Below are 24,423 nucleotides of genomic sequence, written 5' to 3'. Positions count from 1 at the left end.
TCCAACATTCTTAGAAATGTTAATGGCCACATATCGATTAGTTCAAAAAGCGAAAGATACGGGTCGCGATGAATTGGTAAACAATTTGATAGACGAACAATATTTGATAGATGTAATTAATATTAGAGCAGATTATCAAAGAGTTGGATTCTTTTATCCTGAAATTGCTATGTATTTTAAAAACCCATCAAGAATACTAGGAAGTTTCTTTATTAAACACCACGGTTATCGTGTTCGAATTGATGATATCGAACATTATTTATCTGGATATGTACAATATCAAAAGGCATTTAAAGGTTAGGTAATTATTATGTTAACAATTAAAAAGATATTTAATATTATAGGTGGAGAATTAAAGGACGCACACAATAAGGAAGCAAATGAGATAAATGATTTTGAAACAATTTATAAATTTGTAAATAGTAAAAAAACTGCTTATTTTTCTCCTAACAAAGAAACATGGTCAAGAGAATTAGGTAGAAATAAAAATGCTTTAGACGGTAATGATTTGGTTAATAAAGAAAATGGAGAAATTGGACTAATTATAACTGAAAATTACATTTCTGACTTAAAATTTGAAATCCCTCAAATAATTGTAGAAGATTCTGTTCAAGCATTTAAACAATTAGCTATATATATAAGAAATCAATACACAAACCCAGTTATTGCTATAACTGGATCAATGGGTAAAAGTTCTACTAGAATGTTAATTACAAGCTTGTTGGGTGATTATAATGTACTTGAAAATAGAGGGAATAATAATGTTAGAGCAGCTATTTACAATAATATGCTGAAATTAATAAAAAATCCTGACTTTGCTGTTATTGAAACATCCATGAATGCGATTAATTATCTTGAAAATACCTCTACTTTTTTAAAACCAGACATAGCAATTATTACAGGTATTGGTGAAGCGCATTTTTCTACATTTAAGTCAGTTAAAGATATAGCTAAGATCAAAACTAGAATTTTTGACGGTCTTTCTTCAACCACTGGAATGGCAATTATTAATAAAGACACGTTATATGCAGATTATTTAATTGATAAAGCACATGAAAATGCAAGTAATGTGTTAACTTATAGTATTAATAAAGACGCAAAGGCGGATTTAACTGTTGATAACATTAAGTACAACAAAGGAAGTATTGAATTATCAATTACTAACCAAGAAAATAAAAGTGAAATTTATCGACTCAATACTATTAGTGAAGGAATGGTTTCTAACACATTAGCAAGTATCTTAACTGTTAAAAGCTTAAATTTGTCAGTAAAAAAAGAATTACTAAAAAATTTCAAGCCATTTTTAAAAATTTTAGCATTTAAAGAAATACATGCGAAAACCCATAAACTAACTTTAATTGATGATACACATAATGCCTCTTTACCAGCGATGATAAATGCTATAAGGGCATTTAATAGTCAAACAAAATTTTATTCAGGTCATAAGATAATAGCACTAGGAAAAATTAGTGATTTAGGTCGTAAATCTAATGAAACTCATTTAAGACTAGTTGAAGAATTAGAAAATAGTAATGCTGATTATATTTTATGTAAGGATAATGAATTGAGACAAGTCGTAAATAAGGTGCGAAATAAGAATATAACTTGGTATCCCAACAAAGAATTGTTAATAAATGATTTGAAATATTTATGTAATGAAGATTCTCTTACTTTGTTAAAATCTTCTGTAACTGGAACAGATTTTCCAGAAATAGCTAAAAAATTACCTAATATTTTAAGGGATAATAACATAGAGTTTGATTTTGATGATCTATTTAAAAAATTAAGTGAAGTAGGAAAAAGCTATATTAAAATAAATAATAAAACTGGTGAAATAGTTGAAGAATATAATAGTGGGCTTTCTCAAACGATAGAAGGAATGGGACCATTAATTTATTATTTAAAATCTATCGATGAAAAATTAGAAAATAGAATTATTAATTTGAAAAGTTGGCCGACCAATAATGCCAAAAAAGGATATTTTGAAGGTTTAGAAATTAAAACTTACACATTGCTAGAAAATATGACTGAATCTCCTTATCCATCTGAAATCTATGAGTTAGCTAATGAGTTATTTAATAATCATGCAGATAGAAAAAAATATATAAATAATTTAATAAAAGAGCTGAAATTATCCACTTCAGTAGCTACAAACCTAACTGGTCGTTTTAGAAGTAAAGACAGACAAAGTTATACTGTGAAAGATTTATTTGAAATATATAAACATTATAAATATGATTTATTTAAATTCAGTAATTCTTTTGTATTAGGTCTTAAATACAAAAGTGGCTTTATAAGAGGGAAAGAGGAAATAATAATATTCACTTCCTATAATGATTTAGAGTATTTAAAATCTACAATCGATTTTTAGTAGTTTTTTAGGGCTCTATAATAAATTGGACTGATGACTAAAAATCAGATACTGCACCTAATAAGACTGGTACATATGGCGGTATTACTCACTTTTTCGTTAACTCAGCTACTGTTATTGCACCAACATTAACAGGTTACTTAGTGGCAAGTTATGGCTACTCTTCAATGTTTATGTCAGCCGTGATTGCATCACTAATTAGTGTTGTAGCTATGTGTTTCGTTAAACCTGGTGAAAAGAAAATGGTTAAACATTAACATTAATATTTATAAATATAAAACAAGGCAGTTATCACATTTGAAATGTGTGACAACTGCCTTGTTATTTATATGCTACGATTATTTTCTATATTTTAATTTCGCAAATGCATCATGTTGGTGAATAGATTCTTCGTTACGACATTCAATGTCAAAACCATCTATCCAATCAAATTCTACCAAGTCAGCAGCGATAAGACGAATTAAATCTTCGACGAATCGTGGGTTTTCATAAGCACGTTCTGTAACACGTTTTTCATCTGGACGTTTCAAAATTGGGTATAAGATTGAACTTGCATTTGCTTCCATAGCATCTAGAATTTTATCTTTATAATCATCAACAACCTGGTTGTTTTTATCTAAATAAACTTTAACTGTAACTACACCACGTTGGTTGTGGGCTGAATATTCACTGATTTCTTTAGAACATGGGCATAGTGTTGTTACAGTTGCTTCAATTGTAATTTCTTTACGTGTAATTTGGTCTTGTTCAATGGCTAATCCGTAAGTGACATCGGCATTGCCTACTGCTTTAATGTTCGTTACTGGACTAAAGCGATCAAAGAACCATTTACCCGAAACATCAACACCTGCTGAGTTCTGTTTCATATTCGTCTGTAGTGTACGTAATACTTGATACAGTGTATCGAAATTCAACTCTAAACCATTGTTATAATGTTTTTCGACACTTTCTAGAATACGGCTCATGTTAATGCCTTTTTCATCTTTATTTAAGCTCGTTGAAAAGCTAAATCGTCCCGCCGTTTGGAAACGATCGATATTAACGGGATAAATTAAATTTTTAATACCGACTTCTTCGATTTCAAATAAGAAATTTTTATGTGTACTTTGTAAGTCAGTCATTTCATTTTTAGTTGTTGGTTTTGTACCTTCGATTGGGTCAACTGAGCCAAAGTGCTTCCAACGACCCTCACGTGTGGATAAATCAAATTCAGTCATTGTTTACCTCCCCTTAAGATTCAAAATGATATGTCCAATATGGTTCAACATCTAAGAAACTTTGTGTTTCGCCACCGACTTCTGGACTCGCTAATTGTTTTAAAAATGGACCAGTTTGAGATGCATGTGCTTCGAAAGCTTTCAATTTAAGATCTCGATATGCACGAATGTCATTTAATATATCTGGTTCGCCTAATATTTCTGGTGCATCATTACTAAACGCTACAAGTTGTAAACGTGGTCGTGCTTCTTCAGGCATACGTCCTACGGTTCTTACTACGGCTTCTGCTGTTGCTTCATGGTCGGGGTGGACAGCAAATTTAGGATAGAATGAAATAATCACTGATGGATTTGTTTCTTCAATCAACTTTTTAACCATGTCATCCATTTGTTCATGAGGTTCGAATTCAACCGTTTTATCACGTAATCCCATTTTACGTAAATCGGTGATGCCAATAATCTTCATTGCTTCTTCTAATTCACGTTCACGTATATCAGGTAATGATTCTCTAGTTGCAAAAGGAGGATTACCTAAATTACGTCCCATTTGTCCTAATGTTAGGCATGCATAAGTGACAGGAATGCCGTTATCAATATAACTTGCAATCGTTCCAGCTGATGAGAAGGTTTCATCATCAGGGTGGGGGAATATCATTAACACGTGTCTTTCATCTTTCATGAATAAACCTCCTCTATACTGTAAATGGCTTTTCACTAATCTCGATTGTGGCAGCCAATTGACCTTCATAGTTAAATCCTGCAATTAAAAATTCGTTGTTGTTATTGATTTCGTAATGCGTTAGTCCTTGAACATAGACCCAACCTCCGTCACGAAGTTTTAAACCTACTCTATAAGGGTCTTTTTCTCCACCTTTAAGTTGTGCATGTTCATATGTGACTTGTATATTTCTTAAAAATGTACCCGCATTAAAGACACGTTGATCGAAATGATTTGCATATGCACCATTAGTCGTTTCAACGTGTAGGTATACAGGTTTATTTTCGAATGATGTTAATAATTGTTGTACTTCTTCAGCGTTAATGAGTTCCAACACTTTCACTCCTTGCAACCATACAATATGTTTATCTATTTATTTTACTAAAAAGAAGAGACTAATTGTACATCTCTGCTCAATTTATTCAGAAAAAGTGGTAATTATACCTTTAAAGAGTTGATTTACTGTAAGTATTGTATATGATAAGTGAGTAAATTGTTAGGTTTAGGAGTATCGTTTAAAAATTTATAAGACGGGTAGACTAATGAATGTGAAAGATAAAATAAGAACTGAAGATATATCACTTTAGTAATGAAAGGATGTTTGCATTGGAATTACAATTAGCAATCGATTTATTAAACAAAGAGGAAGCAGCAGAATTAGCTAAAAAAGTTGAGGAATATGTAGATATCGTAGAAATTGGTACGCCAATCGTAATCAACGAAGGTTTACCAGCAGTTCAGCATTTAGATGAAAATATCAACAACGCTAAAGTATTAGCTGACCTTAAAATTATGGATGCAGCAGACTATGAAGTAAGCCAAGCAATCAAATTTGGTGCAGATGTTGTAACAATCTTAGGTGTGGCTGAAGACGCTTCAATTAAAGCGGCAGTTGAAGAAGCACATAAACATGATAAACAATTATTAGTTGATATGATTGCGGTACAAGATTTAGAAAAACGTGCGAAAGAATTAGATGAAATGGGTGCTGACTATATTGCGGTACACACTGGTTATGACTTACAAGCAGAAGGTCAATCTCCATTAGACAGTTTACGTACTGTAAAATCTGTCATTAAGAATTCTAAAGTTGCTGTAGCTGGTGGTATTAAACCAGATACAATTAAAGATATTGTTGCAGAACAACCTGACTTAGTTATCGTTGGTGGCGGTATTGCTAATGCTGATGATCCAGTCGAAGCTGCTAAACAATGTCGTGACGCGATTGAAGGTAAGTAATTATGTCTCAATTTACTAATTACAAATTAATTCTTGAAGAATTAGATCATACGTTATCTCATGTTCAAGATGAACAATATGACCGCTTTGCAAATGATGTAAATGGTGCGCAAAGAATCTTCACTGCAGGTAAGGGCCGTTCAGGATTTATGGCAAATAGTTTTGCTATGCGACTTAATCAACTTGGTAAAGAAGCATTTGTAGTAGGTGAATCAACCACACCTTCTATTAAAGAACACGATTTATTTGTTATTTTATCTGGTTCGGGTTCAACTGAACATTTACGCTTATTAGCTGAAAAAGCACAATCATTAGGTGCTAAAGTTGTATTATTAACAACCAGCCCTGATTCTCCAATTGGTGAGTTAGCTGAAACAGTAATTGAGTTACCAGCTGGCACAAAACACAATGTTGAAGGGTCTGAACAACCATTAGGAAGCTTATTTGAACAATCATCATTATTGTTCTTAGATAGCGTGGTTCTGGGCTTAATGGAAACATTTGATATAAGTGAAGAAGAAATGCAAAATAATCATGCAAATTTAGAATAAATAGTATTTATTTAATCCAATCGATTCCCTTAAAAGGCATCGATTGGATTTTTTAATAGATTAATAAATGACATATCGCTTTTATGGAAAATTCTTAATGTAATAGCAAGTGAGTTATATTAAAAATAATGTTAACATAATATAAAGTGAAGTTAACATTTAAGTACGGAAGAGGTCATATCATGCTAGAAATCATAAAGCGACTTGAATATTACGCTAAGGTTCAGCCTCAATCCATAGCACTGCAAATCGATGATGAAATTGTAAATTATGAGAGTTTATACCAAAAAATATGTGATTGCACTTTGAATTCACCAAAATTTAAGCTTGGAAGTAGGGTGGCACTATTAAGTGACTCTCCAATAGTAAATATCACAAATTATTTTGTTATTTTAATGATGGATGGAGTTCCATGTTTTTTAGATAACAAATGGTCACGCGACACTATTGATAAACTTATAGAAAATTATCATATTGAATATATAACGACTGCTGTCGGAAAGTTTAAACGTACAACATCATTTGGTACATATGATAAATATATAAGTGAGCAATTAAAAGTGGATGACTTGTTACATATTGGATATACATCTGGCACTACTGGCTTACCTAAAGCTTATTATCGTAACGAACATTCATGGATTGCATCTTATGTTGAAAATGAAAAACTTATATATAACTATGAAAAAGCTCTCGCTGCACCAGGTCCACTCGCACATTCGTTATCGTTATATACATGTATTTTCGCATTATATTCAGGTAGAACTTTCATTGGACAACGACAATTTGATGCAAAACGATTCATTTCCATATTAAATGAACAACATTCTAATATCGCACTTTTTCTTGTACCAACCATGTTGCATCAATTACTGAATGTAGATACGACTATCACACACATTAAATCTATATTTTGTAGTGGTGCGAAACTGTCAGAATCATTGTTTAAAACCGTGTCCCAACAATTTAAAAACGCAAATATAATTGAATTTTTTGGAACATCTGAAGCAAGTTTTATTACGTATAACTTTAATCAGACATCACCAACTAACTCTGTTGGTCAAGTATTTCCTAATGTTTCAATTAAACTTGAAGCGCAAGATGATCGGAAAATAGGTTTATTGAAGGTTCAAAGTAATATGATTTATTCAGGGTATGTCGATGTTGAAGTGGTGCAACCTCACAGCTGGATTGAAACCGGAGATTATGCATACATACAAAATAATCAACTTTATTTAGTAAGTCGTAAAAGTGACCGACTTATTATTGGGGGTAAAAATATATATCCTAATGTAATAGAACAGCAAGTGAAATCATTAGATGGAATTGAAGAAGCGGTTGTCGTTGGTGAGCCACATAGACGATTTGGAGAAATTGCAGTATTAATTTATGTAGGAAATCAAGAACTTGATTATAAGACATTGAGACGGTATTTACGACAAATGTTATCAAGATATGAAATTCCTTCAAAGCTTGTAAGGGTAAAAGATTTGCCATTTACCAATAGTGGCAAAGTAGCACGTAACACTGTTCAAACATTATATTTAGAGGGAGCGTTTAAAGTATGAAAGAAGCAGTTGTAATATGGGCTAAAAGAACACCGTTTGGTAAATATGGTGGTGCGTTAAGACATTTAGAACCTGAAGCGCTGTTGTTACCACTTTTTCAAAACTTGAAACAAACATTTCCTGAAGTAATGGATCAAGTGGATGATGTTGTATTAGGTAATGTTGTAGGGAATGGTGGTAATGTTGCGAGAAAGTCGTTACTAGAAGCCGGGTTAAATCATCGAATTCCTGGAGTAACAGTGGACCGTCAATGTGGTTCAGGTTTAGAAAGTATCATATATGCGTGTCGAATGGTGCAGTGTGGAGCTGGGAAGGTGTTTATTGCTGGTGGCGTAGAGAGTACAAGTCGAGCACCATGGAAGATTAAGCGTCCTCAATCTGTCTATGAAATGCAGTTACCACAATTTTATGAGCGAGCTTCGTTTGCACCTGATGGTCAAGATCCAAGCATGATAGAAGCAGCTGAGAATGTCGCACAATATTATAATATTTCTCGTGAAGATCAAGATTCATTTGCAGCACGTAGTCATCGGTTAGTGGCAACGCATTTTAATAATGGTGGTATTAACCGTGAGATTGTTCCTATAACAATTAAAGGAGCGTTGTTTGATAGGGATGAGAGTTTAAAGCCAAATCTGACTGAGGCGCGTTTACAAAGACTACGTCCGCTAATACCCAATGGTACAGTGACAGTTGGAAATAGTTGTATGAAGAATGATGGTGCAGGTTTAGCTTTAATTATGGAAAAGGAAATGGCTGTGGCAATGGGCATTAAATGTGGAATGTTGTATAGAGATGCTGTTACAACAGGTGTGGATCCAACCTTATTAGGGATAGGTCCAGTACCCGCAGTTTCTCAATTATTGAAAAGGCAGAAATTAAATATTGAAGATATATCAGCCATTGAACTGAACGAAGCATTTAGTTCTCAAGTGCTGGCATCTATAAATGAGTTGCATTTAAATATGGATAAGGTAAATCAATGGGGAGGTGCGATTGCCACTGGACACCCATATAGTGCAAGTGGCGCGGCATTAGTTGCTAGATTATTAAACTTACCTAATTGGCAATATGGAATTGCTACGATGGGTATAGGAGGAGGTATGGGAAATGCGGTACTCTTTGAAAAGTGGTGCCAATGAAGCAAAGGAGGTTGTGTTTCATTCCGAGGACGTCCGAATTTATTGTAGTGTAATAGGTAAGGAATATGATGGCAAAGTACCACCATTGATGTGCGCCAAGCTATGGCCTAAATTTGAAATGTTTCAAATCTTTAAAGGTGAAGCCATACGACTAGTTCGTACAAATGTTGAATTGTTTGAAAATTTAGAAAGCGACATACAATATTGTGCATATTTAACGCATAAAAAATCTGAAAAAGTAAAGCAATTTGACCGTTTTATTTTTAAATTGGAAATTAATAAAAATAATAAAACATGTATGATTATCGAACAAACGTTTATTTCAGAGGATGGAATATATGGTTTTTAATAGGGAAATAGTAGAACAGTATTTAGCAATTGTGAATGACGAAAATCCTATTCATGAGTATATCGTTCCAGGACAATTAATCGTTGAAAAGGTATTTTCTATGATGGATGATCAATGGGATAGCTATAAAATTAAGTATGTTCAAACCACTGATATCAATGAAACAATAGATTTTGAAGTGGTTGAAAACGAACGGATTATTGTTTCGAATAAAGTTAATGGGGTAAAACTAGTTATAATTAGAAATTGATAAAATTTTCAATTATAACTAGTTTTGTTTTTATTAAAAATTATGTAAGCGTGTACAAAAGAAAGTTGTTAAATTCTGTAAAATGAATAATATTGTATTTTTGAAATTTATATAATTTTTAGTAATTTGACAACATTTATTAGGTCTGTATAATTATGTAACATAAATAGAAGGAGTGTTACAGGTCATGGATTTTAAAAAAGATAGAATTAACATGGTCGATGGGCAAACAGCGAAGAAAACTGTATTTGCCACGGGTATTGGTAACGCAATGGAATGGTTCGACTTTGGTGTCTATGCGTACACTACGGCATATATCGGAGAGAATTTCTTTTCGCCAGTACAAAACCCACAAATTTAACAAATATTTACATTTGCAGCATTAGCAATTGCCTTCCTATTACGACCAATAGGTGGGATAGTGTTTGTAATCATTGGTGATAAGTATGGTCGTAAAGTTGTATTGACGACGACTATTATTTTAATGGCTCTATCAACATTAACGATAGGTGTTTTACCAAACTACGATATGATAGGATTATGGGCACCAGCGCTCTTACTGCTCGCTAGAATATTACAAGGATTTTCTACTGGTGATGAATATGCTGGAGCAATGACATATATTGCTGAAATTTCACCAGATAAGAAGCGTAATAGTTTAGGTAGTGGTCTTGAAATTGGAACTTTATCGGGTTATATCGCAGCTTCAATTATGATCGCATTATTAAGTTTCTTCTTAAGTGATGCACAAATGGAAGCGTGGGGTTGGAGAATTCCATTTATATTAGGTTTATTCCTTGGTTTATTTGGACTTTATTTACGTCGTAAACTTGAAGAATCTCCAATCTATGAAAATGATGTAGAAACACCAGCACGTGATAACATAGGATTCTTTACAATTATTTGTTATTACTTTAAAGATATCTTAGTATGTTTCGTAGCAGTTGTATTCTTCAATGTAACTAACTATACAGTTACTGCTTATTTACCAACATACTTAGGACAAATTGTTAAAATTGATGAAACAACTACAAGTATGTTAATTACATGTGTTATGGCAGTAATGATTCCGTTAGCATTATTCTTTGGTAAATTAGCGGATAAAATTGGTGAGAAGAAAGTGTTCTTGATTGGTACTGGTGGTCTTACACTATTAAGTATTGTGGCATTTAGTTTACTCAATACAAAATCATTACCATTGATTATACTTGGTGTGTTTATTTTAGGTTTCTTCTTATCAACCTACGAAGCAACAATGCCTGGTTCATTACCAACAATGTTCTTTACACATATTAGATATCGTACAGTAGCAGTTACATTTAATATTTCAGTTTCACTATTTGGTGGTACAACACCGTTAGTTAACTCATGGTTAGTTGAATCAACTGGTAACATTTACGCACCAGCGTATTATTTAACTGCTATTAGTATTATCGGCTTTATTGTGATTGCGGTACTGCATGTAAGTACAGCAGGCAAATCACTTAAAGGTTCTTATCCTAATGTTGACAATAAAAAGGATTTAGAATTTTATGAATCAAATCCTAAAAAAGCATTATGGTGGATTTAAAGTTAAGAAAAAATAAAAACGCATAATAATTATCAATTAAACGCATTGATGCACGTTCGCATCAATGCGTTTTTTATTTTATTTAACTTTAAATAGAAGTACTATAAATAATTAGCGACGTAAAAATATAGCGTCAATGTTAGCAAAGCTTAAAGTTACTCTCTAAGCATACGAGGGGGACAATCCTCGTCTAACATCGACGCTATTTAAATAAGGTGAGTTTAGGAATGATTAATGACTTATAAAGTTACTTATAGTATTAGGGGGCATAAGAACTTTAAAATCAATTTTGGGAATAATTCATCTGTTTGAATTCTCAATTTGGAAAACACTTTTACTGTACTTCGTGTTGTACAAATGACTTAATAACTTAGTTTCATGTTATCAAGGTCATTTTCTAGTAGAGAGAGCAATTTATAGATTTCATTCTTGTTAAACGTTTCATCAAATTTTACCGTAATTGTCTTGAAGGTTTTCGTAATGATTTCGTACATTGGGATACCATTCTCTATATTTTGCTTGTAGATAATCATGATGTGTAATTCCTCCTTTGTCTCTCTACACTTAATATAGTAAAGTAATTTTAAAATAAAAACATGAGTCCAAGGTACCAACTTTGAATACAACGTATAGCCTATCACTTTCTACGACTTAATACCTAGAATTTATAATAAGCCTAAATTAATGTGAATGACTTAAATAAAATAGCTCCTCAATGAATGGTCTTAATAAAGACTTTATTAAGGAGGTTAGTTTGAGTTTATAAAAATTAAGTGTTTACTATTAAACTTCTGTTACGTCTACATCGATGTGTTCAACACGATTATAGGCACCATGATCTACTGGACCTACGAAGTCGTTCATTTTCCAGCCATTTTTAATTGCTGAAGCAACAAATGCTTTGGCACTAATAACAGCTTCTTTAGGTGATTTACCATTAGCTAAGTATGCTGTTGTAGCAGCTGCAAATGTACAACCAGCACCGTGGTTATAGCTTTGTTGGAACATATCTGTTGTTAATTGGTAGAACGTATTGCCGTCATAGTATAAGTCGTAAGATTTATCTTGATCTAACGCTTTACCACCTTTAATAATGACGTTTTGAGCGCCTTGATTAAAGATGATGTCTGCTGCTTTCTTCATGTTTTCGATTGAAGTTAATTTACCTAAACCAGAAAGTTGGCCTGCTTCAAATAAGTTAGGTGTCACAACAGTTGTTTTTGGTAATAAATATTCAATCATTGCATCAGTATTTCCTGGGTTAAGTACTTCATCTTCACCCTTACATACCATAACAGGATCTACTACGAAATATTGTGCGCCTGACTCTTCAAATGCTTCTCCAGCACGTTTAATGATTTCTTGAGTACCTAGCATGCCAGTTTTAACAGCATCTGGACCAATTGAAATCGCTGTTTCAAGTTGCTTTTCAAATAAATCCATAGGAAGTGGTGTCACATCATGAGACCAAGTTTCCTTATCCATTGTTACAACAGCTGTTAAAGCGACCATGCCGTATGTGTCTAATTCTTGGAATGTTTTAAGGTCAGCTTGCATACCAGCTCCCGCACTTGTATCTGAACCTGCAATTGTTAATACTTTTTTTAAAGCCATGTAAATTCACTCCCGACAATTTCTAATCTATGTCTTATAATATCACGTTTATCAGACTACGTGCTAGCTTGAAGTAATGGATAAAATCAATAACTGATTAGGTTAGCATTATGTTAAAATATGGCTTGAGGTGAAAATGATGGAATGGTCAGAAATATTTCATGATATTACGGAACGACACGATTTCAAAAAGATGCACGATTTTTTAGAAAAAGAATATACAACACAAACCATTTATCCAGATAGAGACAATATTTATCAAGCCTTTGATTTAACACCTTTTGAAGATGTGAAAGTGGTTATATTAGGTCAAGACCCTTATCATGGACCGAATCAAGCTCATGGGTTAGCGTTTTCTGTGCAACCTAATGCTAAATTCCCACCTTCTTTGAGAAATATGTATCAAGAATTGGAAGATGATATCGGGTGTCATCGGACATCACCACATTTACAAGATTGGGCTCGTGAAGGTGTCTTGTTATTAAATACTGTTCTGACGGTTCGACAAGGACAAGCACACTCGCATAAGGATATTGGATGGGAAACATTTACAGATGAAGTGATCCAAACTATTTCGAAACATCGTGATGATGTTGTATTCATATTATGGGGTAAGCCTGCACAACAGAAAATTAAATTAATTGATACATCAAAACACTATATTATTAAATCGCCACATCCAAGTCCGTTATCGGCTTATCGTGGGTTCTTTGGTTCTAAACCATATTCAAAAACTAATGATTATTTAGTATCTAAAGGTAAATCACCTATCAGTTGGTGCGAGAATGGGGAGGATTAAATGAATAGAGCGCAAGTGATTCAATTAATTGAACATGAGTTAGTGCAAGCTGATGAAGCTACTAACGAGCAACAATTCGAAAAACATATGTATGCGATTCATACATTAACATCGATATATGCTAATGACGTAAGTAAGACAATGTCATCAAAATCACAAGGTCAGGATTTTACAAATACTATGACTACGTCATTATCAAAAGTAAATCAAAGTTCAAACATATCATCGTTAAAAGGTAAATCCAAAGTGACTGCTGCAGAAATTGAGGCGATGGGTGGAAAAGTTCCAGATTCAATGAAATCGTCACAGAATAATAGTTTGCCATCTAATACAATGGTAACGGATGATGAAATTGGTAATGGAGAATCAATATTTGATTTTTAAACTGAATGAGGAGAATGAATGTATATGATGAAATTATTTATAATACTAGGTGCGCTATGTACAATGATGTCAGTTGGTACTGGGGCATTTGGTGCACATGGTCTTGAAGGTAAATTATCGGACAAATATATGTCAGTATGGGAAAAAGCAGTGAATTATCAAATGTACCATGGATTAGGATTAATCATTATTGGTGTTATTAGTGGTACAACATCTATTAATGTGAATTGGGCAGGTTGGCTCCTCTTCCTAGGTGTGGTGTTTTTTAGTGGTTCGTTATATATATTAGCTTTAACACAAATCCGTATCTTAGGAGCGATTACACCAATTGGTGGTGTATTATTCATCGCGGGTTGGTTAATGCTTATTATCTCTACATTTAAATTTGTAGGATAAAATTTAACATAATTTATCAAATTTATTAGTTTTATTTAAAATTGTAAAGCACTTATATTGTGTCAATGGTATAGATTAAACAACTCACCTTTTGGGTATATAGCATACTTGAGGTGAGTTTATTTTATGAGTGAAAATAATCAAAATCAGGATATAGATAGAGGCGATTTGAAACAGAACCTCTCTGAAAAGTTTGTTTGGGCTATTGCTTATGGCTCATGTATAGGTTGGGGTGCTTTTATTTTACCTGGAGATTGGATTAAGCAATCTGGTCCAATTGCTGCTTCTATAGGTATCGTAATTGGTGCATTATTAATGATACTCATTGCAGTAAGTTATGGGGCCTTGGTAGAAAAATTTCCAGTTTCAGGTGGCGCCTTTGCATTTAGTTACTTAAGTTTTGGTAGATACGTTAGTTTCTTCTCATCATGGTTTTTAACATTTGGTTATGTATGTGTTGTTGCACTTAATGCAACGGCATTTAGTTTATTAGTAAAATTCCTACTTCCAGATTTGTTGAATAATGGGAAGTTATACACGATTGCAGGATGGGAGGTTTACATAACTGAAATCATTATTGCCACTGTGTTACTGCTTGTCTTTATGCTAGTAGCAATCCGTGGTGCAAGTGTATCAGGTTCATTGCAATATTACTTTTGCGTAGCTATGGTTATTGTTGTGTTGCTTATGTTTTTCGGTTCGTTCTTTGGAAATAATTTTGCATTTGAGAATTTACAACCATTAGCTAATCCTAAATCAGGTTGGTTCACATCTATAATTATGATTGTGTCAGTAGCGCCTTGGGCGTATGTTGGCTTTGACAACATTCCTCAAACTGCAGAAGAATTTAACTTTTCACCTAATAATACATTTAAATTGATAGTGTATAGTTTGTTGGCAGCGTCACTGACGTATGTCGTAATGATTTTATACACAGGTTGGTTAAGTACTAATAATGCAAGTTTAAATGGTAACTTATGGGTAACAGGTGCTGAAACACAGTCAGCATTTGGTTATATTGGTTTAGGTATATTAGCTATAGCGATTATCATGGGTATATTTACAGGTTTAAATGGATTTTTAATGAGTGCAAGTCGATTGTTATTCTCAATGGGGCGTTCAGGCATTATGCCAACAGCTTTTAGTAAATTGCATTCTAAATATAAGACACCATATGTAGCGATTATCTTTTTAGTAGCTGTTACATTAATTGCACCTTGGTTAGGTCGTACTGCATTAACATGGATTGTTGATATGTCGTCAACTGGCGTATCAATTGCTTATTTTATTACATGTTTATCTGCAGCTAAGTTGTTCAGTTTTAATAAAGAAAGTAATACGTACGGACCTGTTTATAAGACATTTGCCATTTTTGGTTCGATTGTATCATTTATTTTCCTTCTGTTATTGTTAGTGCCTGGATTACCAGCATCGCTTTCAATGCCGTCATATATTGCCTTAGGTGGATGGTTAGTAATTGGACTGATTTTCTTCGTTATCCGTTATCCTAAATTGAAGCGAATGGATAATGATGAATTAAGTCGATTAATTTTAAATCGTTCTGAAAAAGAAGTTGAAGATATGGTAGATGATACTTATAAATAATTTAACTTTAAAAAGCGCGGGCTCTAGGGAGCCATGCGCTTTTCTAATATCAAGAATAGTATAAATGATGTTATATTCTTTTTCGTGTTCTTGCAAAACCAGATAATATAATTTTAGAAATTTGGTCTGCAAATAATAAGCCGAGCGCAATGGCGCCAGCAATGAGTGTTACTTCAAGCATTGTATTAATCGCTTTACTAAAGTCTAATAGTACTAAATTCTTAGTAGCATCGAACGCTAGACCACCAGGTACAAGAGGAATAATTCCAGGTACCATGAAGATAATTGCCGGTTCTCTCTTTGTACGAGCCATATAGTGACTAATTAAACCTAACGCTAAACTTCCGAAGAAACTTGAGTAGATCGTATGTGTGTTTAAACCTTGATAAAAAAGAATGTAAACCATCCAACCACATGCTCCTACAAATCCGCAAGAGAGATAGAGTTTCCTAGGCGCATCGAAGATCACACAGAAAAAAAGTGAAGCGGTATAACTAAAAATTAAGTTTAATATCCAAAACATTCATTCCCACTCCTAAACTAAGATTAAAACTGAGCCAACGCCAGCGCCAATACCAAAAGCAGTGACGAGTGCTTCTAAGGACTTCGTTGTAAACATAAGCATGTGTCCACCAAATAAATCTTGAATGGCATTTGTTATAAGTACTCCAGGAACAATAGGCATTACAGAGGCAATAATAATTGTTGCAAGATCACCTGTGGGTAATAAATAATGACCAAGTACTGATATAATTCCAATAACGAGTGACCCTAAAAATTCTGGAATAAATTGCGCGTGTAAACGTCTATCTAGTATTTCAACTACAAGATAACCTAAGCCACCCGCTAACAATGCAGTGATAACATCGACAAGTTTACCATCCTGTAAATATAGGAAACTAATAGTAATAATGGCAGCAGCAATTCCCTTGAATAGTAAACTACTATCACGTTTAGCAACATATATATTCTCAAGTTTTAATTTAGCTTCTTCTAGTGTAATTGCACCTTTTGTGATTAAGCGAGAGATTTCATTTGTTTGAGAAATTTTAATGAGATTCGTGTCACGTGAATTAATTCTAAAAATTCGAGGATAAGATTCATTATGTAATGTAAATTGAATAACAGTATTGGTAACAAAGCTATTACTCTCAGGATAGCCTAATTTACGTGCAATACGTGTCATTGTATCTTCAACACGTGTACCTTCAGCACCGGACTCCAATAATATGCGTCCAGCCATCATGACAACGTCTTTAATTAATTTTTCATCTGCATTTTCGTGTATTTGTGTATTATCCATTTCATCACCATTCGTTAAGATGTACTCATAATTATAGTCAATAAGTCTAAGATATAAAAGTCTTTTAGGTTTATGATACAAAATTAAAGTAGCTAATTGAAGTAAGCACGCTTATATTAAAAGTTTCTAAGCTCTGATTCACTCTTATAAAAAGAATCTCACACATTAAGTATGTTTGTGTATAACAAATGCCTAGAAAATCCGCGCTTTAAAATGAAGAAACTATAACAATTAAATGTTAAAAATTAAAAAGAGTGTACATTAATCGTTATAGTATAATGTTGCAATACATTTAAAATAAAAAATATATACAAACTCATTCTATAATGTTTCAAAATATTACAATTTGGTTAAATAATAATTAGTTAGCAATTTATGAATAATATTGGGTAGCGACAATATTTTCATAGTTGTTAATGTTCAGAGTAGTAATTAAGTTCTCCCAAAACACATACTACACTATAATAGCCTGAGGCATAGTAAGTGCCTCAGGTTATCGTTGTTTTAAAACCTATTTAAATGTGGAGATTGATAGGTATTCCCTAAATATTCGTTTATTAAACTATTGTCAAAATAAGATATTGTGGGCATTTATAAAGTTTGGCACGTCATCTTTGTTAGAGACACATTAGAGTTCCATTATCAATTTATTTCTATAAATAAAAAGTTCCCTTCAAAGCCATGTTCAAGCAAGCTTAGAAGGGAACAAGTTATGAATATCACAAAATAGATTTATATAATAGAAAGTTTAGATAGCAAAAAAGTGTTCGAAATCATCTGTTTTTAAGATGTGACCAATATAGAAACCACCAAATTCTCCATATCTAGCAGTTGTCTCATCAAAACGCATTTCGTATACAATTTTCTTGAATTGTAGTACATCATCAGAGAATAAAGTTACGCCCCATTCAAAGTCATCAAAACCAACTGACCCTGTGATGAATTGTTTGATCTTACCTGCATATTGTCGACCAATCATACCATGGTTATACATTAATTTCTTACGTTCTTCCATTGGTAACATATACCAGTTATAAGTCTCATTACGACGTTTATCCATTGGATAGAAACAAATATACTCTGTTCTAGGTAATTCAGGATATAGTCTCGCTCTAACATGTGGGTTTTGATATGGATCTTCATCAGACTTACCTGCTAAGTAATTACCTAATTCAATCACTGATACGTATGAGTATGTTTGAATAAAGAAATCAGCAATACGAAGTTTATTGAGTTCATTTTCAATTTCATTAAGTTCTTTCATTTCTGGACGTAAGTACCATAATAGAATGTCAGCTTTTTGACCTGTAATATTATATAGCGCATAGTCGCCAGCTTGTTGTTCTCTAGCACTAGCTTTATCGTTAATGAATGTCTTGAATTCATTGATCATAGCTTCACGTTCATCCTCAGGCACTAGTCTAAATGTTGCCCAATCTACAGCATAAAATAAATGAAGACTGTACCAACCATCTAAAGTTTCAGCTGCTTCACTCATGTGGATCGCTCCTTTAAAATTGATTATTATTATTTAATACAGATTAAATTTTATCATAAAGAGAATTAGTAAACATACTTAAATGATTACAAATTAGTGAAATGGAAATATCACTATAAATACAGTATAATTAGAGTGCAAAATATTATTATGAAATTATTTAGGAGGGCATTATGTCTAGTTTATTAGATGTATTACAAGAAAAACTTTCAGGAAAAAATGTCAAAATCGTATTACCTGAGGGTGAAGATGAGCGTGTGTTAACAGCTGCTACACAATTACAAGCAACTGACTATGTAACACCTGTAGTTTTAGGTGACTATGACAAAATTAACTTATTAGCTAAAGATAAAGGATTAGATGTTTCAGACATCGAAATCATTAATCCATCTACAAGCGAATTAAAACCAGAATTAGTTAAATCATTCGTTGAACGCCGTAAAGGTAAAGCAACTGAAGAACAAGCTGATGAATTATTAAATAACGTTAACTATTTTGGTACGATGTTAGTTTACGCTGGTCATGCTGACGGGTTAGTAAGTGGTGCAGCACATTCAACTGGAGACACTGTTCGCCCTGCATTACAAATCATTAAAACGAAACCAGGCGTATCTAAAACTTCTGGTATCTTCTTTATGATTAAAGATGATCAACAATATGTATTCGGTGACTGTGCAATTAACCCAACATTAGAATCATCTGATTTAGCAGAAATCGCAGTTGAAAGTGCGAAATCAGCTAAAAGCTTCAGCATGGACCCACGTGTTGCTATGTTAAGCTTCTCAACTAAAGGTTCAGCTAAATCTGACGATGTTGACAAAGTAGCAAATGCAGTTAAATTAGCTCAAGAAAAAGTAGAATCTGAAGGCTTAACAGACGTTGTAATTGATGGTGAATTCCAATTTGATGCTGCTATTGTACCTTCAGTAGCTGAAAAAAAAGCGCCAGGCGCTAAAATCCAAGGTAATGCAAATGTCTTTGTATTCCCAAGTTTAGAAGCAGGTAATATTGGATACAAAATTGCTCAACGTTTAGGTGGTTTTGACGCAGTTGGTCCTGTATTACAAGGTTTAAACTCACCTGTTAACGACTTATCACGCGGTTGCTCAACTGAAGACGTTTATAAATTATCAATCATTACAGCTGCTCAAACATTACAATAATGGACTTAGCGAGTAAATACTTTAATGATATCGATTGGCGCTATGTAGATCATTCGTCCGGTTTAGCGCCAATGCAATCATTTGCTTTTGACGATACGTTTTCAGAAAGCGTAGGTAAAGATTTATCATGCAATGTGGTCAGAACATGGATTCACCAACATACCGTTATTCTCGGTATTCATGATTCGCGTTTACCATTTCTTAAAGATGGTATTCAATATTTAACTGATGAAATAGGTTATAACGCAATTGTGAGGAATTCGGGGGGGCTCGGTGTCGTGTTAGATCAAGGAGTATTAAATATCTCACTTATTTTCAAAGGTCAAACGGAAACGACAATTGATGAAGCATTTACAGTAATGTATTTATTGATTTGCAAAATGTTTGAAAATGAAGATGTAGAGATTGATACACGAGAGATTGAGCACTCATATTGCCCAGGAAAATTTGATTTAAGCATTGATGGTAAAAAGTTTGCCGGCATTTCACAGCGTCGTGTACGTGGTGGCATTGCAGTGCAAATATACCTTTGTGTTGAAGGATCAGGTTCAGAACGCGCGGAAATGATGCGTGTCTTCTATGAACATGCACTTAAAGGTGAAGTAACCAAATTTAAATATCCGGATATACAACCGGAATGTATGGCATCACTGGAAACGTTATTTGGGCGAGATATTAAAGTCCAAGATGTGATGTTCCAATTATTACACGCTATTAAAGATTTAGGTGGCAATCTGAATATGGATTCAATCACTGAAGATGAATGGACACGTTATGAAGGTTACTTCGACAAGATGATAGATCGTAATGAGAAGATGAATCGTTCAATAGAATCTAATTAAGCGTGAAACAACTTTTAAAAATGAAAATTTGATACAGTTAAAGAGGCTGGGACAAAATAAAATGTCTCAGCCTACTTTATCATGTTGTCAGTAGCTGACTGGTTTGAAAATGCGCTTGAGTCAAGCGTTTTTTCAAACCTAGTCATCCTTGCCTGGTAGGCGGGGCGCCAGCAAAGAGAATTTCCTAAAGAAATTCTACAAGCTAAGCAAGCTGGGGATACAACGAAATAAATTCTGAGAAAATATTATTTCTGTTCTACTCCCTTTTCATTTGAAATAATGTAAATTTTGGTGGAATTATATATCAAATTTATTATAAATTGCTATATTCCTATTACTTTTTATAGTAATATAGTTTAGGTGGATTAATATCAAAACGATGTAGATTGTGTATCATTTTAATATATTGATGGTGGAAATTAATCAAGAACTAAGGCCATCTTAATTAAAAGACTAACATGGCAGTATGTTAGGGATTTTAATTTTAGGGTATAAATATTTTTGAGTTTTAAAGTTAAATTAACTGAGTCTATCTTTTATTCAAGTCGAAAAAGGTTGCAAAAAATGTGGATAGACTATGACATGCAATTATAAAGTTAATTTGCGTACACACTACGATAAAAGGTCAGTAATTTAAATAGAAATTGACATAGGCATTTATAGAGTTGGAAGATTTAGGATATATGCATGATAAGTATATACACTGACCTCGAAAATAATTTTTCAGAAAGAATATTAAAGGTGAGATATCATGGTACAACGTGGCTATGGGGAGTCTAACGGCAAAATAATATTAATCGGGGAGCATGCGGTAACATTTGGTGAACCTGCAATTGCGATTCCGTTTACTTCAGGAAAAGTAAAAGTCTTAATTGAAAGTTTAGAAAAAGGTAATTACTCAGCGATACAAAGTGATGTCTATGATGGACCACTTTATGATGCGCCAGAACATTTGAAATCTTTAATTGGACATTTCGTAGAGAATAAAAAGGTAGAAGAGCCATTATTAATTAAAATTCAAGCAAATTTACCACCATCTAGAGGCTTAGGATCAAGTGCAGCCGTTGCTGTCGCTTTCATAAGAGCAAGCTATGATTATTTAGGTTTACCACTAACTGATAAAGAATTATTAGAAAATGCAGACTGGGCAGAACGTATAGCTCACGGTAAACCAAGCGGTATAGATACTAAGACTATCGTTACGAATCAACCTGTTTGGTATCAAAAGGGCGAAGTTGAAATATTAAAGACCTTAGATTTAGATGGTTATATGGTGGTTATCGATACAGGTGTTAAAGGTTCTACTAAACAAGCAGTCGAAGATGTGCATCAATTGTGTGATAATGATAAGAATTATATGCAAGTTGTTGAACATATTGGTTCTTTAGTGTATTCAGCAAGTGAAGCGATTGAGCATCATAGTTTTGATCAATTAGCTACAATCTTTAATCAATGTCAAGATGACTTGAGAACATTGACTGTGAGTCATGACAAAATAGAAATGTTTCTTCGCTTAGGAGAAGAGAATGGCTCAGTTGCTGGCAAACTAACAGGTGGTGGCCGTGGTGGTAGTATGCTTATCTTAGCTAAAGAATTGCAAACAGCTAAGAATATTGTCGCTGCAGTTGAAAAAGATGGTGCACAACATACATGGATTGAGAAGTTAGGAGGATAAACCATTGAAAAAGAGTGGTAAAGCACGCGCACATACGAATATTGCACTGATTAAATATTGGGGTAAAGCCGATGAGGCATTAATCATACCAATGAATAACAGTTTGTCAGTTACACTAGACCGTTTTTACACTGAAACGCGTGTAACATTTGATGAAACATTAACAGAAGATCAGTTGATTCTTAACGGGGAAGCTGTAAACGCTAAGGAAAGCGCTAAGATTCAACGTTATATGGAAATGATTCGTAAAGAAGCTGGGATTTCAGAACATGCGCTTATTGAAAGTGAGAATTTTGTTCCAACAGCTGCAGGATTAGCTTCGTCAGCAAGTGCATATGCTGCATTAGCTGGTGCGTGTAATGAAGCTCTACAATTAGGTTTGTCTGATAAAGATCTTTCACGTTTAGCGCGTCGTGGGTCTGGTTCAGCATCTCGTAGTATTTATGGTGGATTTGCTGAATGGGAAAAGGGACATGACGATGAATCTTCGTTTGCACACCGTGTTGAAGCGGATGGCTGGGAAAATGAACTTGCTATGGTTTTTGTTGTTATCAATAACAAATCTAAAAAGGTATCCAGTCGTTCAGGTATGTCACTTACACGTGATACGTCACGTTTTTATCAATATTGGTTAGATAACGTTGAACCAGATTTGAAAGAGACTAAAGAAGCCATTGCTCAAAAAGATTTCAAGCGTATGGGTGAAGTTATTGAAGCTAATGGTTTACGCATGCATGCAACTAATTTGGGAGCACAACCTCCATTTACATATTTAGTACCAGAAAGTTATAATGCTATGCGTATCGTTCATGAATGTAGAGAAGCGGAGTTACCTTGCTACTTTACAATGGACGCGGGACCTAACGTTAAAGTATTGATTGAAAAGAAAAATCAACAAGCTATAGTAAATAAATTCTTACAAGAATTTGATCAATCACAAATCATCACAAGTGACATTACCCAATCAGGAGTCGAAATAATTAAGTAAGGAAGAGATATAATGATTCAGGTGAAAGCACCAGGAAAGCTTTATGTAGCAGGTGAATATGCAGTGACTGAGCCAGGATATAAGTCTGTCTTAATTGCGGTCGATCGATTTGTTACAGCTTCAATTGAAGCTTCTAATGCAGTAACAGGTACGATTCATTCCAAGACATTACATTATGAACCTGTAACGTTTAATCGCAATGAAGATAAAATTGATATCTCCGATGCTAATGCTGCTAGTCAATTAAAGTATGTTGTAACTGCAATTGAAGTTTTCGAACAATATGTGAGAAGTTGCAACGTCAAATTGAAGCATTTTCATTTAGAAATCGATAGTAATTTAGATGATGCTTCAGGTAATAAATATGGGCTTGGTTCTAGTGCGGCAGTTTTAGTGTCAGTCGTCAAAGCATTAAATGAGTTTTACGATATGCAATTATCTAACCTATATATTTATAAACTTGCAGTCATTTCTAATATGCGATTACAAAGTTTAAGCTCATGTGGTGATATAGCTGTAAGTGTATATAGTGGCTGGCTAGCTTATAGTACTTTCGATCACGATTGGGTCAAACAACAGATGGAAGAAACATCAGTTAATGAAGTATTAGAAAAAAATTGGCCGGGTCTTCATATTGAACCTTTACAGGCCCCAGAAAATATGGAAGTCTTAATCGGTTGGACAGGTTCGCCTGCTTCATCACCTCATTTAGTCAGTGAAGTGAAACGCTTAAAATCAGATCCTTCTTTTTATGGAAGATTCCTTGATCAATCTCATACATGTGTTGAAAATCTTATCTATGCGTTTAAAACAAATAATATTAAAGGTGTTCAGAAAATGATTCGACAAAATCGTATGATTATTCAACAAATGGATAATGAAGCGACAGTCGACATTGAAACTGAAAATTTAAAAATGTTATGTGATATTGGAGAACGTTATGGTGCTGCTGCCAAAACATCAGGTGCTGGCGGTGGCGATTGCGGTATCGCCATTATTGATAATCGCATTGATAAAAATCGTATTTATAATGAATGGTCATCACATGGTATTAAACCGTTGAAATTTAAAATTTATCATGGACAATAATAGTATAAACTAATAAATGAGTAGGACTAAATTCAAATGTTGAATCAGTGTCTTGCTCTTTTTTGGGCTCTACGTCAAATCGGACTGATGAG

The 24,423-nt window shown here is 33.6% G+C and carries 24 protein-coding genes and 3 pseudogenes; 19 read left to right on the top strand and 8 right to left on the bottom strand.

Annotated elements, in window-relative coordinates:
- From HMPREF3265_RS06340 to HMPREF3265_RS12200, 3 genes and pseudogenes are all read left to right on the top strand, one after another.
- Window positions 1–301 (top strand): annotated as a pseudogene (locus HMPREF3265_RS06340) (poly(glycerol-phosphate) alpha-glucosyltransferase); the annotation flags it as partial.
- 9 nt (window positions 302–310) lie between these two features.
- Window positions 311–2,371, top strand: coding sequence for a UDP-N-acetylmuramoyl-tripeptide--D-alanyl-D-alanine ligase (gene murF / locus HMPREF3265_RS06335; protein WP_070861176.1), 2,061 nt, complete (start codon window positions 311–313; stop codon window positions 2,369–2,371).
- A 47-nt stretch (window positions 2,372–2,418) separates the two neighbouring features.
- Window positions 2,419–2,628: pseudogene (locus HMPREF3265_RS12200) on the top strand (MFS transporter); the annotation flags it as partial.
- An 81-nt stretch (window positions 2,629–2,709) separates the two neighbouring features.
- On the opposite strand, the gene folE2 reads toward HMPREF3265_RS12200, so the two are convergent.
- Genes folE2 through HMPREF3265_RS06320 form a run of 3 tightly spaced genes read right to left on the bottom strand, consistent with a single transcriptional unit; the run spans window position 2,710 to window position 4,643 of the window.
- The gene (gene folE2, locus HMPREF3265_RS06330) at window positions 2,710–3,588 is read right to left on the bottom strand and encodes a GTP cyclohydrolase FolE2 (RefSeq protein WP_053022523.1); all 879 of its coding nucleotides are present in this window, start codon (window positions 3,586–3,588) and stop codon (window positions 2,710–2,712) included.
- A 13-nt stretch (window positions 3,589–3,601) separates the two neighbouring features.
- A complete protein-coding gene (bshB2, locus tag HMPREF3265_RS06325) occupies window positions 3,602–4,267 on the bottom strand; it encodes a bacillithiol biosynthesis deacetylase BshB2 (RefSeq protein ID WP_053017978.1) in 666 nt (221 codons plus the stop codon).
- Between the two features lie 13 nt (window positions 4,268–4,280).
- Window positions 4,281–4,643 (bottom strand): YojF family protein, encoded by a 363-nt coding sequence (locus HMPREF3265_RS06320; RefSeq protein ID WP_161772886.1) that lies wholly within the window; start codon window positions 4,641–4,643, stop codon window positions 4,281–4,283.
- A 269-nt stretch (window positions 4,644–4,912) separates the two neighbouring features.
- On the opposite strand from HMPREF3265_RS06320, the gene hxlA reads away from it, so the two are divergent.
- From hxlA to HMPREF3265_RS06285, 7 genes and pseudogenes are all read left to right on the top strand, one after another.
- Complete coding sequence (gene hxlA, locus HMPREF3265_RS06315) at window positions 4,913–5,545, top strand: 3-hexulose-6-phosphate synthase (RefSeq protein ID WP_037552403.1); 633 nt, start codon at window positions 4,913–4,915, stop codon at window positions 5,543–5,545.
- Window positions 5,546–5,547: 2 nt separating this feature from the next.
- On the top strand, window positions 5,548–6,096 hold the full coding sequence (gene hxlB, locus HMPREF3265_RS06310; RefSeq protein WP_053025353.1) for a 6-phospho-3-hexuloisomerase: 549 nt from the start codon (window positions 5,548–5,550) through the stop codon (window positions 6,094–6,096).
- A gap of 182 nt (window positions 6,097–6,278) precedes the next feature.
- Complete coding sequence (locus tag HMPREF3265_RS06305; protein WP_070861175.1) at window positions 6,279–7,664, top strand: long-chain fatty acid--CoA ligase; 1,386 nt, start codon at window positions 6,279–6,281, stop codon at window positions 7,662–7,664.
- Window positions 7,661–8,806: a thiolase family protein gene (locus tag HMPREF3265_RS06300; protein WP_070861174.1), complete on the top strand. Its 1,146-nt coding sequence runs from the start codon at window positions 7,661–7,663 to the stop codon at window positions 8,804–8,806. The genes HMPREF3265_RS06305 and HMPREF3265_RS06300 overlap by 4 nt, the downstream gene beginning before the upstream one ends.
- A complete protein-coding gene (locus tag HMPREF3265_RS06295; RefSeq protein WP_070861173.1) occupies window positions 8,775–9,155 on the top strand; it encodes a hypothetical protein in 381 nt (126 codons plus the stop codon). Before HMPREF3265_RS06300 ends, HMPREF3265_RS06295 begins: the two co-directional genes overlap by 32 nt.
- Entirely contained in the window at window positions 9,145–9,405 is a 261-nt protein-coding gene (locus HMPREF3265_RS06290; RefSeq protein ID WP_070861172.1) for a hypothetical protein, read from the top strand. The genes HMPREF3265_RS06295 and HMPREF3265_RS06290 overlap by 11 nt, the downstream gene beginning before the upstream one ends.
- Window positions 9,406–9,592: 187 nt before the next feature.
- Window positions 9,593–10,975 (top strand): annotated as a pseudogene (locus tag HMPREF3265_RS06285) (MFS transporter).
- Between the two features lie 362 nt (window positions 10,976–11,337).
- Here HMPREF3265_RS06285 and vraX read toward each other — a convergent pair.
- Window positions 11,338–11,508, bottom strand: a complete 171-nt coding sequence (gene vraX / locus HMPREF3265_RS12575; RefSeq protein WP_046309718.1) for a C1q-binding complement inhibitor VraX — start codon at window positions 11,506–11,508, stop codon at window positions 11,338–11,340.
- 250 nt (window positions 11,509–11,758) lie between these two features.
- Window positions 11,759–12,589: a bifunctional hydroxymethylpyrimidine kinase/phosphomethylpyrimidine kinase gene (gene thiD / locus HMPREF3265_RS06280; protein ID WP_070861171.1), complete on the bottom strand. Its 831-nt coding sequence runs from the start codon at window positions 12,587–12,589 to the stop codon at window positions 11,759–11,761.
- A 139-nt stretch (window positions 12,590–12,728) separates the two neighbouring features.
- Here thiD and HMPREF3265_RS06275 point away from each other — a divergent pair, with 139 nt between their 5' ends.
- The 4 genes from HMPREF3265_RS06275 to HMPREF3265_RS06260 all read left to right on the top strand — a co-directional run bounded on the left by HMPREF3265_RS06275 (window position 12,729) and on the right by HMPREF3265_RS06260 (window position 15,773).
- Window positions 12,729–13,388, top strand: a complete 660-nt coding sequence (locus HMPREF3265_RS06275) for a uracil-DNA glycosylase (protein ID WP_070861170.1) — start codon at window positions 12,729–12,731, stop codon at window positions 13,386–13,388.
- Window positions 13,389–13,772, top strand: a complete 384-nt coding sequence (locus HMPREF3265_RS06270; RefSeq protein WP_070861169.1) for a DUF5327 family protein — start codon at window positions 13,389–13,391, stop codon at window positions 13,770–13,772. It abuts the gene before it with no gap.
- A gap of 27 nt (window positions 13,773–13,799) precedes the next feature.
- Window positions 13,800–14,168, top strand: a complete 369-nt coding sequence (locus HMPREF3265_RS06265; RefSeq protein ID WP_161632370.1) for a DUF423 domain-containing protein — start codon at window positions 13,800–13,802, stop codon at window positions 14,166–14,168.
- A gap of 126 nt (window positions 14,169–14,294) precedes the next feature.
- Window positions 14,295–15,773: an APC family permease gene (locus HMPREF3265_RS06260; RefSeq protein ID WP_070861168.1), complete on the top strand. Its 1,479-nt coding sequence runs from the start codon at window positions 14,295–14,297 to the stop codon at window positions 15,771–15,773.
- 70 nt (window positions 15,774–15,843) lie between these two features.
- On the opposite strand, the gene HMPREF3265_RS06255 is transcribed toward HMPREF3265_RS06260, so the two are convergent.
- The 3 genes from HMPREF3265_RS06255 to hemQ form a co-directional block, all read right to left on the bottom strand.
- Complete coding sequence (locus HMPREF3265_RS06255; RefSeq protein ID WP_011276662.1) at window positions 15,844–16,296, bottom strand: threonine/serine exporter family protein; 453 nt, start codon at window positions 16,294–16,296, stop codon at window positions 15,844–15,846.
- A gap of 12 nt (window positions 16,297–16,308) precedes the next feature.
- Window positions 16,309–17,076 carry a threonine/serine exporter family protein gene (locus HMPREF3265_RS06250; protein WP_053028189.1) on the bottom strand — a complete coding sequence of 256 codons (768 nt, stop codon included), beginning with the start codon at window positions 17,074–17,076 and terminating at the stop codon, window positions 16,309–16,311.
- 748 nt (window positions 17,077–17,824) lie between these two features.
- The gene (hemQ, locus tag HMPREF3265_RS06245) at window positions 17,825–18,574 is read right to left on the bottom strand and encodes a hydrogen peroxide-dependent heme synthase (protein WP_011276660.1); all 750 of its coding nucleotides are present in this window, start codon (window positions 18,572–18,574) and stop codon (window positions 17,825–17,827) included.
- A gap of 173 nt (window positions 18,575–18,747) precedes the next feature.
- On the opposite strand from hemQ, the gene pta reads away from it, so the two are divergent.
- The 5 genes from pta (at window position 18,748) to HMPREF3265_RS06220 (ending at window position 24,331) form a co-directional block, all read left to right on the top strand.
- The gene (gene pta, locus HMPREF3265_RS06240; RefSeq protein WP_070861167.1) at window positions 18,748–19,737 is read left to right on the top strand and encodes a phosphate acetyltransferase; all 990 of its coding nucleotides are present in this window, start codon (window positions 18,748–18,750) and stop codon (window positions 19,735–19,737) included.
- Window positions 19,737–20,579: a lipoate--protein ligase family protein gene (locus HMPREF3265_RS06235; RefSeq protein WP_070861166.1), complete on the top strand. Its 843-nt coding sequence runs from the start codon at window positions 19,737–19,739 to the stop codon at window positions 20,577–20,579. The genes pta and HMPREF3265_RS06235 overlap by 1 nt, the downstream gene beginning before the upstream one ends.
- A 751-nt stretch (window positions 20,580–21,330) precedes the next feature.
- A complete protein-coding gene (gene mvk / locus HMPREF3265_RS06230) occupies window positions 21,331–22,254 on the top strand; it encodes a mevalonate kinase (protein WP_037571198.1) in 924 nt (307 codons plus the stop codon).
- Window positions 22,255–22,258: 4 nt separating this feature from the next.
- Window positions 22,259–23,242 (top strand): diphosphomevalonate decarboxylase, encoded by a 984-nt coding sequence (mvaD, locus tag HMPREF3265_RS06225; protein WP_037571200.1) that lies wholly within the window; start codon window positions 22,259–22,261, stop codon window positions 23,240–23,242.
- A gap of 12 nt (window positions 23,243–23,254) precedes the next feature.
- Window positions 23,255–24,331, top strand: a complete 1,077-nt coding sequence (locus HMPREF3265_RS06220) for a phosphomevalonate kinase (protein WP_037571202.1) — start codon at window positions 23,255–23,257, stop codon at window positions 24,329–24,331.
- The last annotated feature ends 92 nt before the right edge of the window (window positions 24,332–24,423 follow it).

The sequence above is a fragment of the Staphylococcus sp. HMSC62B09 genome (assembly GCF_001839115.1).
Classification (GTDB): domain Bacteria; phylum Bacillota; class Bacilli; order Staphylococcales; family Staphylococcaceae; genus Staphylococcus; species Staphylococcus haemolyticus.
Note: the sequence above shows the minus strand (reverse complement) of the source record. Positions and strands in the feature narration are given on the sequence as shown.